This is a genomic window from Gordonia sp. UBA7599 (assembly GCA_002477755.1).
Taxonomy (GTDB): domain Bacteria; phylum Actinomycetota; class Actinomycetes; order Mycobacteriales; family Mycobacteriaceae; genus Gordonia.
The window spans coordinates 62,301-77,639 of sequence record DLKD01000139.1 but is presented as its reverse complement, the minus strand read 5'-3'; the positions used below and the strand labels follow the sequence as shown (position 1 = coordinate 77,639).

Annotated in this window: 14 protein-coding genes; 9 read left to right on the top strand and 5 right to left on the bottom strand. The window is 66.1% G+C overall.

Going from position 1 to position 15,339, the window contains the following annotated elements; translation table 11 throughout:
• Positions 1-77: 77 nt before the first annotated feature.
• The 5 genes from B4L26_RS16450 to B4L26_RS16430 are packed head-to-tail and all read left to right on the top strand — an operon-like array spanning position 78 to position 5,664.
• Positions 78-1,316, top strand: coding sequence for an adenylate/guanylate cyclase domain-containing protein (locus B4L26_RS16450; RefSeq protein WP_290720515.1), 1,239 nt, complete (start codon positions 78-80; stop codon positions 1,314-1,316).
• Positions 1,313-2,182: a hypothetical protein gene (locus B4L26_RS16445; RefSeq protein ID WP_290720514.1), complete on the top strand. Its 870-nt coding sequence runs from the start codon at positions 1,313-1,315 to the stop codon at positions 2,180-2,182. Before B4L26_RS16450 ends, B4L26_RS16445 begins: the two co-directional genes overlap by 4 nt.
• Positions 2,179-2,589: a VOC family protein gene (locus B4L26_RS16440; RefSeq protein ID WP_290720512.1), complete on the top strand. Its 411-nt coding sequence runs from the start codon at positions 2,179-2,181 to the stop codon at positions 2,587-2,589. Before B4L26_RS16445 ends, B4L26_RS16440 begins: the two co-directional genes overlap by 4 nt.
• A complete protein-coding gene (locus B4L26_RS16435) occupies positions 2,586-3,464 on the top strand; it encodes a DMT family transporter (RefSeq protein ID WP_290720511.1) in 879 nt (292 codons plus the stop codon). The genes B4L26_RS16440 and B4L26_RS16435 overlap by 4 nt, the downstream gene beginning before the upstream one ends.
• Before the next feature lie 25 nt (positions 3,465-3,489).
• On the top strand, positions 3,490-5,664 hold the full coding sequence (locus B4L26_RS16430) for a molybdopterin-containing oxidoreductase family protein (RefSeq protein ID WP_290720509.1): 2,175 nt from the start codon (positions 3,490-3,492) through the stop codon (positions 5,662-5,664).
• Between the two features lie 47 nt (positions 5,665-5,711).
• Here B4L26_RS16430 and B4L26_RS16425 read toward each other — a convergent pair whose 3' ends face one another.
• Complete coding sequence (locus B4L26_RS16425) at positions 5,712-6,476, bottom strand: alpha/beta fold hydrolase (RefSeq protein ID WP_290720507.1); 765 nt, start codon at positions 6,474-6,476, stop codon at positions 5,712-5,714.
• Positions 6,477-6,579: 103 nt separating this feature from the next.
• On the opposite strand from B4L26_RS16425, the gene B4L26_RS16420 reads away from it, so the two are divergent.
• Positions 6,580-7,044, top strand: coding sequence for a MarR family winged helix-turn-helix transcriptional regulator (locus B4L26_RS16420; RefSeq protein WP_290720505.1), 465 nt, complete (start codon positions 6,580-6,582; stop codon positions 7,042-7,044).
• A gap of 51 nt (positions 7,045-7,095) precedes the next feature.
• Here the strand turns inward: B4L26_RS16420 and B4L26_RS16415 are convergent, their stop codons facing one another.
• Positions 7,096-7,875 (bottom strand): SGNH/GDSL hydrolase family protein, encoded by a 780-nt coding sequence (locus tag B4L26_RS16415; RefSeq protein ID WP_290720504.1) that lies wholly within the window; start codon positions 7,873-7,875, stop codon positions 7,096-7,098.
• A 73-nt stretch (positions 7,876-7,948) separates the two neighbouring features.
• A complete protein-coding gene (locus B4L26_RS16410; RefSeq protein ID WP_290720502.1) occupies positions 7,949-8,791 on the bottom strand; it encodes a class I SAM-dependent methyltransferase in 843 nt (280 codons plus the stop codon).
• A 168-nt stretch (positions 8,792-8,959) separates the two neighbouring features.
• Between B4L26_RS16410 and B4L26_RS16405 the strand changes: the two genes are divergently transcribed.
• Positions 8,960-9,658, top strand: a complete 699-nt coding sequence (locus B4L26_RS16405; protein ID WP_290720500.1) for a winged helix-turn-helix transcriptional regulator — start codon at positions 8,960-8,962, stop codon at positions 9,656-9,658.
• A gap of 17 nt (positions 9,659-9,675) precedes the next feature.
• Here the strand turns inward: B4L26_RS16405 and ppk2 are convergent, their stop codons facing one another.
• Entirely contained in the window at positions 9,676-10,596 is a 921-nt protein-coding gene (gene ppk2 / locus B4L26_RS16400) for a polyphosphate kinase 2 (RefSeq protein ID WP_409563527.1), read from the bottom strand.
• Between the two features lie 257 nt (positions 10,597-10,853).
• On the opposite strand from ppk2, the gene B4L26_RS16395 reads away from it, so the two are divergent.
• Positions 10,854-11,894, top strand: a complete 1,041-nt coding sequence (locus tag B4L26_RS16395) for a toll/interleukin-1 receptor domain-containing protein (protein WP_290720495.1) — start codon at positions 10,854-10,856, stop codon at positions 11,892-11,894.
• Between the two features lie 68 nt (positions 11,895-11,962).
• Positions 11,963-12,253 (top strand): hypothetical protein, encoded by a 291-nt coding sequence (locus B4L26_RS16390; protein WP_290720492.1) that lies wholly within the window; start codon positions 11,963-11,965, stop codon positions 12,251-12,253.
• Positions 12,254-12,268: 15 nt separating this feature from the next.
• Here the strand turns inward: B4L26_RS16390 and B4L26_RS16385 are convergent, their stop codons facing one another.
• Entirely contained in the window at positions 12,269-15,307 is a 3,039-nt protein-coding gene (locus B4L26_RS16385; protein ID WP_290720489.1) for a UPF0182 family protein, read from the bottom strand.
• Positions 15,308-15,339: the final 32 nt, after the last annotated feature.

Sequence of the window (15,339 nt, the reverse complement as noted above, 5' to 3'; positions counted from 1 at the left end):
CAGCGCATGCCAACCTGCACGGCATCACGATCGCATGTCAACCGATCAACCTGGGTCTCACTGTTAGGCTCACATTCGTGCCCAGCACCGCTGATCTGCGCGAATCGTGCCTGATGGGAACCAGTGCGCCACTGGCATCGGACGTCGACGTCCGTGGGCAGCGCGTGGTGTCACTGGCCTCCTACTCATCGGCGGTGGTCAGCTTCTGTTTCGCCACCGTGTCGCTGTTCGGAGGCGGTCCGGGGCCGGTGGTGCTGATCAACTTCATGATGGCAATCAGCCTGGCGTCGATCCCCTCCCTGCGACGCTTCGGACCACTGGTGCCTGCAGCGGCGTTCGTCCTCGTCGGGACTACCAGCCTCTGCGTCCTCACCGTCCTCCTTGGCACCGATGCCGGCCTGCAGTCCTACTTCTTCGTCATGGCCGCCGCGGCACCGATGGTCGTCGGGATCAAGAGGATCTGGACGTCGGTCGGCGTGCTGGTGATCTGCGCGTCGGCGGTGATCATCCTGCACTTCGCGGTCGCGGCCGACACCGGCACCGCGCCCCAATGGCTCCTCGATGCCGGGTATGTCGTCAACGCGATCACGGCTGGCATGCTGGCTGCGGGCATCGTCGGCTACGGCCTCCTCGAGATCCAGCGGGCCGAGGCCGCACTCGAGGAGGAGTACGAGCGGTCGGAGGCACTGCTGGACAACATCTTGCCGCGCACCGTCGTCGAACGTCTCAAACAGCCCGACCGCGCCGAGATCGCCGACGACTACGCCGACGCGTCGATCCTGTTCGCCGACATCGCCGGCTTCACCGAGATGTCGAGCCACACGTCGGCACCGGAGGTCGTGCGCTTCCTCGACCGCCTCTACACCGAGCTCGACGCCCTCGTCGAAACCCACGGGTTGGAGAAGATCAAGACGACCGGCGACTCGTACATGGTGGTCAGCGGTGTGCCCGACCCACGACCCGACCACCTGCAGGCCCTGGCCCGCTTCGCCCTGGACATGAGCGAGGTCTGTGCCGACCTGCACGATGCCGACGGTCACGCCATGCCGCTGCGCATCGGTATCGCCGACGGACCCGTGGTGGCCGGTGTTGTGGGATCGAAGAAGTTTTTCTTCGACGTGTGGGGCGATGCGGTGAACCTCGCCTCCCGCATGGAGTCGACCGGTGTTCCCGGCCGCATCCAGGTGACCTCACAGGTCCGCGACGAATTGGCGAACGATTTCGACTTCGAAGAGCGCGGCACCGTCACCGTCAAAGGCAAAGACGATCAGCACACGTGGTTCCTCCTCGACCGTCGAACGGAGCCCGCCATATGAGCGACTCGACGAATCGACGCACCGAAGATGCCGCAAACGTGAAGCGCCGACCGTCAGGGCTGCAGCGCGGTCTCCGCTGGATCGCCTGGTTGGCCTTCCTCGGCGTCGCGATCTGGAAGTCGGACAGCACCTCGTTCGGCGGCCTGGAATTTCTCGCCCTGGCCGTCGCCGTCGCGATCACCGTGTGGTGCCTGGCCAAACCGATGGGCCCGCACAAGGTCGACCTGACCTCGCCAGCGCAGGTCCGTGGCGAGTTCTCCTCGCGCACCAATTGGGCGTGGGTGCTGGTGGGCGCCCTACTGACGGTCGCGGGCGTGGGCGCGACCGGCGCCATCGTCTACGACCTGTCGTCGGGCCGCGCCGACGTCGGCGATGTCCTCACCGACATCGGCGTCTTCATCGAAGGATGGTTCGCCGAGATCTTCACCAAAGGCTTCTACGACGCGGAGCTCGAGAAGACGCGCGCCTACGCCCTCGCAATCCTCCTGATCCCCGGCCTACTTCTGCTCTGGTACAACCTGATCCCGCTGCGCCACCGTGGGAAGCGATTCCTCGTCGACGACTTCGGCGAGGTGCGCACCAAGGTCCGCGACGGCTGGCGCTCGCTGCAGCCGCAACGCTTCACGACGGCGACCGCCGACGGCACGACGATCACCTTCGACGGTGCGCGCGGCGAACCGAAGCTCGTCCTCCCCCAGCATCGGGTCTACTCGGTCCAGCATGGGGTGCGACTCACCGACAAGCTCAGTGCCGCGTTCTTCACCGAGCACCTCACCGCCCGCGGGTTCACCGTCGAAGAGTCGGGCCCTGCGGGGTTCACCGCACACCGGAACGACGGTTCGCCGACCTATACTCAGCCGCAATGAGACCCTCGGCCGTTCTGGAATCCGCGCTCTACGTCACCGACCTCGACGCAGCGGCGCAGTTCTACGCCGAGGTACTGGGGATGGAGAAGATCCTCGCCGAACCCGGCCGCCACGTCTTCTTCCGATGCGGGCCGGGAGTCGTGCTCCTCTTCAACGCCGACGCCACCCGGGTGCCGCCCGCTCCGGGCGCACGTGTACCCGTCCCTCCGCACGGTATGACCGGCGAGGGTCACCTGTGTTTCGCCGCCAGCGCCGAGGAAATCGACCAGTGGAAAGCGCGGCTCACCACGGCCGGCGTCGACATCGAAGCCGACTTCGTATGGCCCATGGGCGGCCGCTCGATCTACTTCCGCGACCCCTCGGGGAACTCACTCGAGTTCGCCGAGCCGCGGATCTGGAACCTTTGACCCGCTCCCCCGCCGCCTCCGTGTTCGCGGCCGCCGTTTTGTGGGGCACGACGGGGCTGGCGGCGGCCTACGCACCGACGGTGAGCCCGTTGGTGATCGGCGCGGTGGCAATGGGCGGCGGCGGCCTTCTGCAGATCGTCGCGAATTCCGAGGCCATGCGCGCGAACCAGGGCGATCTGCGGCGCAACACCGCCGTCACCGTCGTCGGTGCACTGTGCGCGGCCGTCTATCCGTTGGCGTTCTACTCGTCGATGCGCGTCGGCGGTGTCGCACTGGGCACGGTGGTCTCACTGGCCTCGGCGCCCATGGCCTCGGCAGTCATCGAACGCGTCCTCGACGACCGCGCGCTGACGGTTCGATGGATGATCGCCTGTCTCGTCGGAATCGCGGGTAGTACTGCCCTGTGCCTGACCGAGAACTCGGACGGCCCTGGGTCGTCGGTCCCGCTCGGCGTGGCGCTTGGACTGGTGGCCGGCGCCACCTACGCCGGATACTCCTGGACCCTGCGCCGGCTGATGAACCGACACGTCCCGCGCGGCGCGGCCACCGGCGCGGTGCTCGGACTCGGCGGAGTGATCCTGGCGCCGATCGCCGTTATTGGGCTAACGCTGACCGCCAGCATTCCCACGACTGCCTGGCTCGTACTGGTCTACCTGGCGATCGTGCCGATGTTCCTCGGCTACGTGTTGTTCAGCCGGGGTCTCGCCGGGGTCGACGCGACAACCGCGACGACGATCACCCTCGTCGAACCCGCCGTCGCGACGCTGCTCGCCGTCGTGATCCTCCACGAGCACCTGGGGGTACGCGGCTGGACCGGCATGGCGCTGCTCGCCCTGGCGCTGGTCATCCTCGTCACACCTGCGCGACGCACCTGAGAGACGAACCGGGTAGGTTCAACCCATGTCCGTTGTGACCCAGCCCACAGTCGCCTCAACCGGGACCACCGTCAAGAAGACGTTCTGCTCGATCTGCAGCGCCTTCTGCGGTTTCGAGGCGGTCGTCGACGACGGCCGCGTGGTCGAGATGCGCCCCGACCCCGACAATCCGATGAGCCGCGGCTTCAGCTGCACCAAGGGCCGACAGTTCCACCACCTGCTCACCGCGCCCAACCGCCTGACCGCGACGATGCGACGCGTCGACGGTGAACTCGTCGCCGACGATCCGTCGACGATCCTCGACGAGATCGCGGCACGGTTGGCCGCAATCAGCGCCGCGCACGGCCCGACGTCGATCGCGCTGTACTGCGGCAACGGCGCCACCTTCAAGACGACGCTGCTGCCAACGGCGCACGCCTTCCTCAAGGGCATCGGGTCGCACCAGTTCTATTCATCGCTGACGATCGACCAGCCCGCAAAGATCACCGCAGCCGGACGGGTCGGCGTCTGGGCCGGCGGGGTGCACGACTTCGAGTCGTCGGACGTGGCGATGTCGATCGGCAACAACGTCGTCGTCTCGAGCCTCAACGTGCCCGGGGCGCCGCCCGGGTGGCGTCCCAAAGCAATCCGAGAGGCACAGGCCCGCGGCCTCAAGCTCATCGTCGTCGACCCCCGCCGCACTCAGACCGCGGCGCTGGCCGATCTGCACCTGCAGATCCGTCCCGGGCAGGACGCCGTCCTGCTGGCCGGCATGGTGCGGATGATGCTCGACGAGGAGATGGTCGACACCGAGTTCTGCGCCGAGTTCGTGACCGGCGTCGACGAGCTGCGCGCGGCCGTCGAGCCGTTCACACTCGACTACGTCGCGGCGCGCACGGGCTTGGCCCGCAGCGACATCGAGGCCGCAACCGCGCTGTTCGCTGCGGGCCCGCGCGGCACCGTGAGCAGCGCGACCGGCCCGGACATGGGCCCGCACGGCAACATCACCGAGCACCTGATCGCATCCATCAACGCCCTGTGCGGCCGGGTGAACCGCGCCGGCGACGTCCACGAAACCCTGGCGCTGTTGATGCCCGACCTACCGGCGATCGCGGCGGTGGTGCCGCGCGCCTTCATGCCCGACAACATCAACCCGGCAGCCAACACGCTGCGGTCGCGGCTGCACGGCGCGCACCAGCTGTACCAGGAGATGCCGACGAGCACGCTCGCCGACGAGATCCTGACGTCCGGCGACGGGCAGATCCGCGCACTGATCGTCGTCGGCGGCAATCCCATGACGTCGTGGCCCGACAACGATAAGACGCGTCGCGCGCTCGAAGACCTGGATCTGCTGGTGTGCATCGACGTGCGCCACACCGACACGGTCGAGTTGGCCGACTACGTCCTACCGGCCAGCTACGGCCTTGAGCGTCCCGAGATGACGGCGTACAACGACTATCTCTACAACCAGCCGTTTGTACAGTTCGCCGATCGCGTCATCGACCCGCCCGGCGACGCGCGCGAGGAGTGGGTCTACCTGGCCGAGCTGGCGCAGCGGCTGGGCACACCGATCGAGTTGGCGGGCGGACCGCTGGGCCTGTTGGACGCCGAATCCCCGTCGGGCATCTTCGCCAAGCTGTACCCCGAGGGTTCGACGCGGATTCCGCTCGACGACATCGTGAGCCACGACGGCGGCAAGGTGTACGACCAGTACTCGAATGTGCAGGTGATCCCCAAGTTCGAGGGGATGGACGATCGCTTCAACGTCTTCGGAGACGACGTGGCCGACGAGATCGACCAGCTTCTCGCCCACGACGCCGGCACCGAGGGCGCCTTCGGACCCGACGGGGCTTTCACGCACCTGATGATCTGCCGGCGCAACGGCAAGGTCTACAACAGCATGGTCCACGAAGTACCCAAGACCGCCGACGGCAATCCGGTGCAGTTGCACCCCGATGACCTGGCGGCGATGGACGCCCGCCCCGGCGACGTGATGAGGCTGCGCTCGGAGCACGGCGCGATCGACGTCGTCGTCGATACTGATCCGACGCTGCGGCGCGGCGTGGTCTCGGTGTCGCACGGATTCGGCGGACGGGTCGTCGGCGAGGGTGACGTCCGCTTCGCGGCGGTGTCGAAGCTGCTGAGCACCGAGGCGACACTCGACCCGATCACGCGGATGCCGATCATGTCGGCGGTGCCGGTGCGATTCGAGCCGGTCTAGTCGGGATCAGCAAGCGTTCGTGCTCGGAAACCGATCGCAAGCGCTGCCTAGTCGAGCGCCTGGCGCAATCGTTGGGCGATCTGGCCGGGGGCGACCACCAACGGCCCGACGTTGCCCGTGCCCGGCAGGGTTTCGGCAGTGGCATTGCTCATCGTTGCCGCCGCAGCCTCCGCGTCGGCGATGGTCCATCCCTCTTGCCCACCCTCGGCGACCAGGAACAGGGTGGGAGCCGTGATCCGGGTGATCTCGGTGCGCAACGAACGGCGCTTCAGCATCAAGCAGCGCATCGCGCGCAGCATCGCCGGCCGATCTGCGCGACGGAAGGCCTCCATCACGGCGCCAGCCCGATCCGGTTGTGCGGCAACGGCGTCTGGACCCAGCAGCGCCTTGGTGAGGATACCGTCGACGGCCCTGGGACCGAAGGCTCGGTACAACCCGACCAGCGGGATGATCCTTCCCCACTTCTCCATCGCGCCGAATGCCTCGACCGGTGCGCCGATGGTCACCAGCTGACGCACCCGGTCGGGGTGTGAGGCAGCCAGAGCGATCCCCACGTGACCACCGAGGGCGTTGCCGACCCAGTCCACCGGTTCGGAGATCCCCAAGTGGTCGAGCACGTCGACGGCCGCAGCCGCGCAATCCTCGATGGTGAAGTCGTGGTCGACCGACTCGCTTCGACCATGGTTCGGCGCATCGATGAGGATGGTGCGCCGGCCCGGACCGAGTTCCTCCAGGACCGGTTCCCACGACCGCTGGTCGACAAAGAGGCTGTGCCAGAAGACCGTGGCCGGCCCCCGTCCGTTGTCAGTCACACACAAGCGGCCCACACTTGTCGGCACCAATTCGACCATCGTCACCACCACGCAAACTACTTCGGAATCCGAAACTTCTGATTCCGAAGTATCCTACTGAGCCATGGAGACGTCAAGGGTTCCATCGGAGGACCGCCAGGCGATCGGACAGCTGCTCGTCCGACTGCTGCACGAGTTCCGGGTCGAGCTCGCTGCCCCGCGGGCCGATCTCGGCTACGGCGACATCCGCGAAGCGCACATGCAGATCTTCGGCAACATCGCCACCGGCGACATCCGCCTCACCGACCTCGCCGCCCGTGCTCAACTCAGCCTCGCAGCGACGTCGGAACTCGTGAACGAGCTCGTGTCGCTCGGCTACCTCGACCGCCGCCCCGATCCCACGGACGGTCGGGCCAAACTCATCGTCCTCACCGAGCGTGGTCAGCAGCTCATGCGCGACGCGGGCCAACGCGTCGCACACATCGAGCAGCAGTGGGCTGGCATCGTCGGGGCACAGCGCTTCGAGGAGGCGTGCGCAATCATGCAGGAATTGCTCGACGCACTCGATCCGGAGAACGCTCGACGGTGATCAGCCTGGTGTTTGTTCCGGAAACCGGCGCAAACACCAGGCTGATCGTCGTTAGCAGTGGACTGGGGCGACGACGGGCGTCAATTCCGGTCGCTTCGGGCTGCGGCCGTCGCCCAGCGAGACCCCGCGGATCCGGCGGATCGCCCACGGGGTGAAGAACTCGACCGCCCATCGCACGTCGCGCACGACCCGCGCCACCGGATGCAGATCCGGAAGGTCGGGCATCGGATCACCCCAGGTCGGGGACGCCCCGGGAAGGCCCAGGGCGTGGGCGGCGCCGTCGGCAAGCCGCTGGTGACCCAACGATGAGGCGTGCAGGCGATCGGTGGACCATGCCCGCAGGTCAGTCAGCACCGGCGCCGAGTGCAGGTCGACGAGGACCAAGCCGTAGCGATGCGCGAACTCGCGCATCAACGCGTTGATCGTCTGCAGCCGACCTTCGAGCCGATGCCCGAGCGGGATGGTGCGCGTCACGTCGGGATAGGTCGAGACGATGACGGTGGCACCCGAGTCGGTGAGCCGGCCGTAGATCTCGTCTAGGTCGGATCGCACCTGCCCCGTCAGATCACCGCTTCCGATGACGTCGTTCATACCCAACGGCGCCGCGACAAGATCTGGCTCCATGGCCAGTGCTGAGTCCAACTGTTCTTCGAGTGCCTGACGGGTGTTCTTGCCCCGGATCGCCAGATTCGCGTAGGTCAGCTCGGGGTTGAGGGCAGCCATGCGCTCGGCGAGACGGTCGGCCCACCCCCGGCACTCATAGTCCGGGTGCGGGTCGCCCATCCCCTCCGTTTGAGAGTCACCAATGGCGACGAAACGCGAGTACCGCACGTTCCGATTCTAAAAGCGCCCCATCCGACGACGCTCGCCAACATGCGGTCGATTCGGTCACAGAGTGGTGGACCTAGCGACGCAATGTGGCTACGACCAGCAGGTATTCCCATTCCATGACCCCGCTGGCGAGATAGCGCTCCGCCAACTCGGCGATGGCCCAGTCGAGATGTGCGACGCGCTCGTGGTCGTCGGCGATGTTGCGATAGGCAGCGATCGTCGGCCCATAGGTCGTCTTGAAGAAGTCGCGAAACTCCTCCCCGGTGGCGAAGCGGTCCACGCGCAATCGCTCGGTGGTACCGCTGACGTCGACGTCGGCTCCGAACAACTCGCGCACATGCGACGGCGAGCCCCACAGCGGCGGGGCCGACGCACCGGGCGGCGGTGCCGGGGCGAATGGCTTCATGGTCGTGAACAGCTCCCCGATGAAGCCGGCCGGCGTCCAGTTGATGAGGCCGATCCGCCCGTCCGGACGGCAGACGCGGACGAGTTCATCAGCCGCCTGCGCGTGGTGCGGCGCGAACATCACCCCGACGCACGACGTCACGACGTCGAAGGAATCGTCGCGATAGGGCAAGCGCTCGGCGTCGGCGACCTGCCAATCGATGTCGAGCCCCTCCCGTTGGGACCGCGCACGCCCGACGTCGAGCAGTTCGGGCGTGAGGTCCGACGCGACGACGCGTGCGCCGCGGCGTGCGGCTGGGAACGACGCGTTGCCCGCGCCCGCCCCGACGTCGAGGAGGTCGACGTCGCCGTCGACGCCCAGTGCATCGATGAGATGCGGTCCCAGCGGTGCGATCACATCGGCAACGGCCGGATAGTCCCCCGACGCCCAGAGGGCACGATGGCGCGCCTTCAACTCGCGGTCGGCGGCGTCCGCCGACGGGGACTCTGTGGTGGTGGTCGTGGTGGTCATGATGGTTCTCCTTGTTCGACCGGTCCAGTCTTTCTGGACCTGCCTCGAGTCTCGGTCGACGGCGACCACCGCTTCCAGACCACGATCTGTAGCGATCGCAGTTCACAATCTGTACTAGCCTTCCCGCTCTGCCCGGCGTGTACTGGAACGGGAGTGAGAGGAGCCACCATGGCGACCTACGGCCAGTTCTGCCCCGTCGCGAAGTCGATGGAGGTTCTCGACGAGCGGTGGACCGTCCTCGTCGTACGCGAGTTGCTCCTCGGGAGCAGGCACTTCAACGAACTGCGGCGGGGTCTGCCCAAAATGTCGCCAGCGCTGCTCACCAAACGGCTCAAGCGGCTCGAACGGGCTGGGGTCGTGACACGGTCTGTCGTCGACGGTCGGTCGCGCTACGCACTCACCGACAAGGGCGCCGAGCTGTGGGAGGTCGTCGAGACGCTGAGCCGATGGGGCATGAAGTGGATCGGCGAGCTCGGCGACACCGACCTCGACCCCCACCTGCTGTTCTGGGACATGCGACGCAAGCTCGACGTCGACGCGTGGCCTCGCAGTCGAACGACGGTGGCCTTCGACTTCAGCGACGTCACCGGCAAAGCCGGCCGCTGGTGGCTGGTGGTGAACTCCGATGACGTCGAGGTGTGCGACTTCGACCCCGGCTACGACCTCGACGCCGCGGTGCAGACCGACCTGCGCACACTGACCCAGCTCTGGCGTGGCGACGCCGATTGGGCGAGCGCGCTGGCAACCGAGCGAATCACCATCGTCGCCGACACGACAGTGCGACGCCAACTACCGACGTGGATCGGCCAAGGACAGATGGCGGCCGTGCCGCGCGCGTTCGCCGGTGTCAGCGCAGCTCAAGGATGAACAGCCCAGGCTAGGACTCAGGAGGGGTCGACGACGGGGAAGCTGGTCGAGGGGCCCTCCCCCTCGTCGTAGACATCCTTCGGCGAGCCGATGACCTTGGAGTCCGGCTTGCCGACGACGTGGACATCCTTGTTCGGGTAGTCGAACTGGGAGAGCACCCAACGCATGGCCTCGATGCGCGCGCGCTTCTTGTCATTGGACTTGACCACCGTCCACGGCGCTTGAGGCGTGTCGGTGTAGAAGAACATCGCCTCCTTGGCCTCGGTGTAGGCGTCCCACTTGTCCAGCGAGGCAAGGTCGGTGGGCGACAGCTTCCACTGCTTGACCTTGTCGGTGGAGCGGGACACGAACCGGGCGTGTTGCTCGGCGCGGCCGACGGAGAACCAGAACTTGACGAGGTGGATGCCCGAGTTGACCAGCATTTGCTCGAACTCCGGAGCCGACCGGGTGAACTCCAGGTACTGGTGCGGAGTGCAGTAGCCCATGACGCGCTCGACGCCAGCGCGGTTGTACCAGGAGCGGTCGAACATGACGATCTCGCCGGCGGCCGGAAGGTGCTGGATGTAGCGCTGGAAGTACCACTGCGTCAGCTCACGCTCGGTCGGCTTCTCCAGGGCGACGACGCGCGCGCCACGGGGGTTCATGTGTTCGGTGAAACGCTTGATCGAACCACCTTTGCCGGCTGCGTCACGGCCCTCGAAGACGATCACGATCTTCTGACCGGTCTCCTTGACCCACGCCTGGAGCTTGAGCAGCTCGATCTGCAGGCGGCGCTTCTCGCGCTCGTAGGCCCGGCGCGACATCTTCTTGGCGTGCGGATAGTTGTGGCGCCACGGCGCATCGGGCGCGTCGTCGTCGACCTTCTTGCCCGCGGCGCGCTGCAACTCCGCGAGCTCGTCGATCTCGGGGGTCACGTCGATCTGACCGGGGTCGGCCATCTCGTAGTCCTCGTCAAATGCGGCCGAATGTTGGGTGGTTCCGGTGGTGGGATCAGGCGCCATTGGACGAGTGTAAGACGACCAAGGGGGTCCGTTTCGACGAGAACGTTAATCCCGTTGGAACGGAGTCGAAAGTCCCCGAGAACTGGGCAAGGCGATGTACTCAGAAGCGCCAATGGGAGACCGCTAGAGTCGGGTGTCAGATCGTTCGGCTCTCGGCGCCGACCGAGTTCGAGAGGCGGCGAAAGGAAGCCCCGATGGCGGTGTTCATCAGCTATGCGACTGCACGACGAGCCGAAGCGGTTCGATTCGCTGAACTACTCGAAACCGAGGGGATCGCCACGTTTCTCGCGCACCGCGATATTGCACCCGGCCAAAGTTGGCCCAAGGCGATAACCAGGGCGGTCAGGAGCGCTGACGCTGTCACCGTTTTGTTCTGTCGAGAAAGCGATCAGAGCCGGCACGTATCGCGAGAGGTGACCCTCGCCGACCAGTTCCAGATCCCATACTTCCCAGTGCGGCTTGAGACAGCGGACGCCGACGGTCTCATGTACTTCTTCAGCACAACCCAATGGTTCGACTGGAACGGCGAGGACGACCGAGGCTTGGAGGCCCTCGTCGCCGAGCTTCAACGAGTGAGTGGACGAGCTGACATGACAACCGTCTCTGACAGAGCAGCCAGAACAGCCTCCATCGAGGCCGATATCGCCGATGCGGATGCGGCGGACGCAGCAGACTTCCGCGAACACGACGGTTTCGAACTCGACAAGTTCAAGCGCGACGGTTTCGACATTGTCATCGCCGAAAACGCCGAGAAGATGAAGACCTTCACCGACGACCAGCTCGTTGGGATGGTCCTCGTGCTCCGCGATGAGTGCGACCGGCTGGTAAACGACCTTGGGAGCGCCCACCCGTCCGCGCTTCCGGCGGCCGAGCAGTACGCAGCAACGTGGGCCCTCCTACTGAATCGGACTCTCCAATCGTTGCCTTCGGTTGACGAATCGGTCCAGCTCACCCGCCCCCTTCGGGTCGTCCTAGGTCGGATTGCCCGGCAGGCCAAGTACGAGACTTTCGGCACTGAGTTCAAGACACCACGACCTGGCACGAAGCGCGAACGCAGGCTCGCCAATCTCGATGATCAGACCGGCGCTGAGATAGCCGGACTCTTGTCCCGCTACGTAGAACCGGCCGATCGACGAAAGATCATCACGGCTCTGAGAACTGGACAAACGGCCCCTCTCGAAACTGTCATCCGCCTCCTCCCGAAGGCCGACCTTGCAGAAGCCAGGGACTGTTGACCCATGTGACTCCAGTCACACCCGGCGTAAAATCAAGGTTGCCCGAATGGTCTAGCTAGGAGGTCATGATGGCAACCACCCACGTGGTGCATCACCACGAATCGCATGGCAATCACCCGATGAGCGTTGTCGCGTTCTGCTGCACGATCGCCGGAATCGCGTGCGCCGGGCTGTGGCTCGTCGCACTGGCCGGCGGGAATGCCGTATCGGTGGGATTCGGCATCGCTGCGCTGGTCCTGTTCGTCTGTGCGATCACGGCGTTCCGCATGGTCGCCAAACACGCACACCACGGTCCGGTCCGGCCTGAGAACACCGAGATCGAAACGCACCGCTACCTCGACGAATACCGCGGCGGCTGATCACCGCGCGCTAACTCACCGAGGCAGCGACTGGTAGCGGTCGACCGCCTTCTTCACGCGGTCGAGCGCTTCGCCGTATGCCTTGAAATCACCCGACTGCTGCGCCGTCCGCAATTGGTCGAGCGCCGAGTTCAACTCGGCCACCGCTGCGTCACGGGCCGCCGACGGGGTCGGCGGCGCAGCCGCGTTGACCGGCGCCTGCGGGGCACCCTCTGGCGGGGCTCCCGCGCCGTGCTCGGGCGGGGTCACCGAAGCCGGGTCGATGCCCACCTGCCGCAGCGCACCGGCCAGCGTCGGCGCGAACGCGACCTTGTCGTTGTAGGACACCATCATCCGGTACAGCTTCGGCACCGCCGAGTCCGCGTTCTTCGACTGCGTGTACAGCGGCTCGACGTAGAGAACGCCGTTCTTGCCGACCGGCAGCGTCAACAGGTTGCCGAACGTGGTGTCCACGGTGCCCTCGAGCAGCTTGCGCTCGTTGGCGGTGGCGTTCTTCATCTTGTCCTGGGCTTGCCGCGGACCGATGAACTGCCGATTCACCGGGAGCACCTTGACGGTCAGCTTGCCGTAGGTGTCCGGATCCGACGAGGCGGTCACATAGGCCGCGAGATACGGGTTCTTCAGGACCGTGAGGACGGTCGTGAGCTGGAACTCCGAGCGCTGCAGGTCACCGGGTGCCGCCGCGGTGAAGTAGTACGGCGCCTGCACCTCCGGCGTCGGCGCAGTCTGGCGCGACAGCGGTCCCTCGTTCGCGGGCACCGGTGCCGCGACGGTCTGATCGGCCGTCGGGTCCGCCGGGATGGACCAGAAGTCGCTGCCCCGGAAGAACTCGGTGGGATCGTCGACGTGATAGCGGGCCAGCAGCGCGCGCTGGATCTTGAACAGGTCCTCGGGGTAGCGCACGTGCTGGCGCAGGTCCTCGCGCTTCTCGAAATCGGCGAGGGGCTTCACCGTGCCCGGGAAGACTTTCATCCACGTCTTGAGCACCGGGTCGTCGCCGTCGACCTGGAAGAGTTCGACCTTGCCGGTGTAGGCGTCGACGGTCGCCTTGACCGAGTTGCGGACGTAGGAGACGTCGCGGTCGACCTGCACGCGCGCGGTCTGCCCGGCTGTCAAAGTCCGCACGTCGGTCGTCGCGTTCTGCAGCGACGTCGGCTGTGCATACGGGTAGCGGTCGAGCGTCGTGTAGCCGTCGACGATCCACTTGATCGACCCGTCGGCCATCACCGCGGGGTAAGTCTTCGAGTCGACGGTGAGCCACGGGGCGACGCTCTTCACGCGGTCCCGGGGGTCGCGGTTGTAGAGGATCTTCGAGTTCTCGTTGATCACCGACGAGAGCAGGATGTTCCGCTCGGCGTACTTGATCGAATAGAGCAACCGGCTGAACCAGTTGCCCAGGGCGACACCCGACCCACCGGTGTAGGTGTAGGTCTTGCCCTCTTCGTCGTACTCCTTGGGGCCGCTGTCCGAACCGACGATCGCGTAGTCGGGCCGCTGCTTGGCGATGAGCTCACCGAAGTAGATCCGCGGCTGGGTGACCCGGATGGGCGCGTTCTTCGCGTAGTCGGGCGACTTGATGGTCTCCAGGTCGCTGACGTGGAAGACGGGAAGGCCGCCGCTGTCGCTGTCGGCCGTCGACGCCGCGGAGTCAACGGTGTTGGCTTGCGCGGCGATGAAGCCGTTGCCGTGGGTGAACACGGTGTGGCTGTTGATCCAGTCGCGCTGGTTGCCCGACAACCGCGCCGGGTCCAGTTCACGAGCCGCGACGATGAAGTCGCGCGACTGCCCGTCGACCTTGTACCGGTCGATCGCCAACTGACTCGGGAAGCCGTAGAAGTTGCGCAGCCGATTGCGCTGCGCAAAGGCCGGCTCGACGACGTTCGGGTCGAGCAGGCGGATGTTCGAGAGCGTCTTGACGTCGGAGTTGACGACGGCCGGATCGGGCGGGACCGCTGTCCAGTTCGGCGTGTAGGTGACCGTCGGCGCGTCGATCTTGTAGGCGTGCCGAGTCGCCGCGATGTTGCGCGCGATGAACTCGGCTTCCTTCTGCATGGCGTTGGGCTTGACCGAGAACTGCTCCATCACGGCCGGCCAACCCATGCCGATCAACAGCGACGACAGCAGCATCAGCGCCGTCGCCAGCGCTGGGATCCGCAGGTCGCGCAGCACCGCGCCGGCGAAGAAGGCCACCGCGCAGATGACCGCGATGGACATCAGAATCAGCTTGGACGGCAGTACCGCGTTGATGTCGGTGTAACCGGCACCGGTGAAGATCTCCGCGCGGCGGTCGCTGGAGAGCAGGCTGTAGCGGTCCAACCAGTAGCCGACAGCCTTCAGTAGAAGGAACGAGCCGGCGATCACAGCGAGCTGGATACGCGCGGCCGTCGTCAAACCACCGGGTACACCGTTGCCGCCCAGTCGGATCCCGCCGAACACGTAGTGGGTCGCCAAGGAGGCGATGAACGCGATGATCACCGACATGATCAGGATGGACAGAACCATGCGGTAGAAGGCCAGGTCGAACGCGTAGAAACCGATGTCGATGCCGAACTGCGGGTCCTTGACACCGAACTTCTCACCGTGCAGGAACATCTGCACCGTCGACCACGAGGCCTGGGCGACGAGCCCGGCGATAATGCCGAACGCCAGGGCGGGCAGCAGCGCGAAGAGCCGCGGACGCAGGGACACCGCGGCGCGGTAGTTCGACAGCGGGTCCGACGGACCGAACGAACTGACGACGATGGGACGACTGCGGTAGGCCGTGTAGACCGCCGCGAAGATGATCGCCGCGACGACCAGCGTGACGACGAGGAAGACCACGACGCGCGTCCACAGAATCGTCGAATAGGTCGACCGGTAGCCGAGGTCGCTGAACCACAACCAGTCCGTCGTGATGCCCACCAGTCGGGGCCCGACGAGCAACAGCGCGAGGACTGCGACGCCGACACCGATCAGAGTCTTGCCGCGGCGTGTCAGCGTCGGCAGGGTTGGGGTAGTCACAGGCCACTCGTTTCCGTCTGTCACACCCGACGCCGCGATCGCCGGCGGGCGCATGTCCGATTCACATCCACCTTATCCACGTCTGG